The sequence below is a fragment of the Xanthomonas cannabis pv. cannabis genome, from assembly GCF_000802365.1.
Lineage (GTDB): Bacteria > Pseudomonadota > Gammaproteobacteria > Xanthomonadales > Xanthomonadaceae > Xanthomonas > Xanthomonas cannabis.
Window position 1 is genome coordinate 1 of record NZ_JSZE01000196.1, and the last position, 2,981, is coordinate 2,981.

Below are 2,981 nucleotides of genomic sequence, written 5' to 3' on the forward strand. Positions count from 1 at the left end.
CGGCCGGCAATCACGCGCAAGGTGTCGCGTGGTCGGCCTATCGGCTGGGTGTGCAGGCCATCACGGTGATGCCGCACGGCGCGCCGCAGACCAAGATCGCCGGCGTGGCGCACTGGGGCGCCACCGTGCGCCAGCATGGCAACAGTTACGACGAGGCCTTCGCCTTTGCCCGCGAGCTGGCCGACCAGAACGGCTATCGCTTCCTGTCCGCCTTCGACGACCCGGACGTGATCGCCGGCCAGGGCACGGTCGGGATCGAGCTGGCGGCGCATGCGCCGGACGTGGTGATCGTGCCGATCGGCGGTGGTGGGCTGGCCTCCGGTATTGCGTTGGCGCTCAAGTCGCAGGGCGTGCGCGTGGTCGGCGCGCAGGTCGAAGGCGTGGACTCGATGGCGCGCGCCGTGCGCGGCGACCTGCGCGAAATCGCTCCCGTGCCCACGCTGGCCGATGGGGTCAAGGTCAAGATTCCCGGCTTTCTCACCCGCCGCTTGTGCTCGAGCCTGCTCGACGACGTGGTGATCGTGCGCGAAGCCGAATTACGCGAAACCCTGGTGCGTCTTGCACTGGAAGAACACGTGATTGCCGAAGGCGCCGGTGCCCTGGCCCTGGCCGCTGGTCGCCGTGTGGCAGGCAAACGCAAATGTGCGGTGGTCTCTGGCGGTAATATCGACGCAACCGTGTTGGCCACACTCTTGTCCGAGGTGCGGCCGCGTCCGCCACGCAAACCGCGTCGTCGCAACACCGAGCGGCTTCGCAACGAACGCAGCGTCAAGCCACCCAACCAACCACCCGCTCTTTCCCGCCCATCCGCAGTCGCTTCAACGCCTGTCACCGCCATCGCCGTAGAGGAGTCTTCCTGGTGAACACGAACGTATCCAACCAGACCCCGCGTATCCGAATTTTCGACACCACCCTGCGCGACGGCGAGCAATCCCCCGGCTGCAGCATGACGCCCCAGCAGAAGCTGGTCATGGCGCGCGCGCTGGACGAACTCGGCGTGGACATCATCGAAACCGGTTTCCCGGCCAGCTCGCAGTCGGACCGCGAAGCGGTGGCGATGATCGGCCGCGAGCTGCGTCGCCCGACGCTGGCCGTGTTGTCGCGCTGCCTGCAAGCCGACATCGAAACCTCGGCCAAGGCGCTGGAAGCGGCTGCCAATCCGCGGCTGCATGTCTTCCTGTCGACCAGCCCTTTGCACCGTGAGCACAAGCTGCGGATGAGCCGAGAGCAGGTGCTGGAATCGGTACACAAGCACGTGACGTTGGCGCGCAGCTACATCCACGATGTGGAGTTTTCTGCCGAGGACGCCACACGCACCGAGGAAGATTTCCTGATCGAGGTCACCCGCGTGGCAATCGCGGCCGGCGCCACCACGATCAACCTGCCCGACACGGTGGGCTTCACCACGCCGGAAGAAATCCGCGGCATGTTCTCGCGCCTGATCGCCAGCGTCGACGCTGCCGACAACGTGATCTTCAGTGCGCACTGCCACAACGACCTGGGTCTGGCCGTGGCCAATTCGCTGGCCGCCATCGAAGGCGGCGCACGCCAGGTCGAATGCACCATCAACGGTATTGGCGAGCGTGCAGGCAACTGCGCGCTGGAAGAAATCACCATGGCACTGAAGGTGCGCGGTGCGTTCTACAACATCGATACCGACATCAATACCCCGCGCATTGTCTCCACCTCGCAGTTGCTGCAGCGCCTGGTCGGCATGCCGGTACAGCGCAACAAGGCGGTGGTGGGCGGCAACGCGTTCGCGCACGAATCGGGCATCCACCAGCACGGCATGCTGCGCCATCGCGGTACCTACGAAATCATGCGCCCGGAAGACGTGGGCTGGGAGTCGTCGCAGATGGTGCTTGGCCGCCACAGCGGCCGCGCCGCGGTGGAACAGCGCCTGCGTGCACTGGGTTACTTGCTGGAAGAAGAAGAAGTCAAGCTGGTGTTCGAGCAGTTCAAGGCGCTGTGCGAGAAGCAGCGCGTGGTCACCGACGCCGACCTGCAGGCGATGATGCAGGACGCCACCGTGCAGGAAGGTTACCGCCTGGCGTCAATGACCATCAGCGATGTGGGCAGCCGTGCGAACGCCTTGGTGGAATTGTCCGACCCGGAAGGCAACCGCGTGGCCGAGACGGCGCAGGGCAACGGGCCGGTGGATGCACTCTTCGGGGCCCTGGCCTCGGCGACCGGCGTGAAGCTGGAGCTGGACAGCTACCAGGTGCACAGCGTGGGCATCGGTGCGGATGCGCGTGGCGAAGCCAGCCTGAGCGTGCGCCACGACGGCGTGGAATACGAAGGCACCGGCACCAGCAAGGACATCATCGAAGCCAGCGCCCTGGCGTGGCTGGACGTGGCCAACCGCCTGCTGCGCCAGCGCGAGCGCGGCGTGATCGCCGGCAAGACCGCTGCGGTGGCGTAACGCTGCTCATTGGCAAGGTGATGCAAGCCTGACGGCCGGCGGAGTGATCTGCTGGCCGTTTTGGTTTTGGTGTTCCAACTTTCTTGCAAGTGCGTCGGGCTGCTGCGGGCGCGTGCACTCGTACCGACACAGAACAACCTCGCACACGAGATCTGCCGGTTTTGTGCGAATGCTTCGGTCTGCTGCGGGCGCTTGCACGTGTACCGGCGTGGGACACGCCGCAAGTACGTCCATGTAGGCTCTGGCGCGGCATCCATGCCGCTCAAGGTCCCACACCGGCACCCGCGCAAGCACCACCAATTGCTATCGGTTGCGGAAAGAAATGCAGAGGGCATGTTGAGCTGAAGGTCCTTGGAGCGTCCATCCTGGCGACGTGAGCAGATAGATGGCTTGCCGATCTCATCGGCTGGGAAGTCTGCAGGCAGCAACACGTGCTTGAAGCATTGCTTGCCGATCAGCGATAGCAATGGTGGAAGCGTGGTGTCGCGTCCGGTGGCGGGACCGTGTGGCGGCATGGATGCCGCCACCGAGCCTTATCTGTTCGGAATGTGGCAGCGTA

General features: G+C 65.1%; 2 protein-coding genes. Both read left to right on the plus strand.

What is annotated here, in order from left to right; translation table 11 throughout:
• The coding region (locus tag OZ10_RS19955) for a threonine dehydratase (RefSeq protein WP_039566820.1) at positions 1 to 863 on the plus strand (863 nt) is incomplete at its 5' end.
• Positions 860 to 2,422, plus strand: coding sequence for a 2-isopropylmalate synthase (locus OZ10_RS19960; protein WP_039407261.1), 1,563 nt, complete (start codon positions 860 to 862; stop codon positions 2,420 to 2,422). The genes OZ10_RS19955 and OZ10_RS19960, both read left to right, overlap by 4 nt.
• Positions 2,423 to 2,981 lie beyond the last annotated feature (559 nt).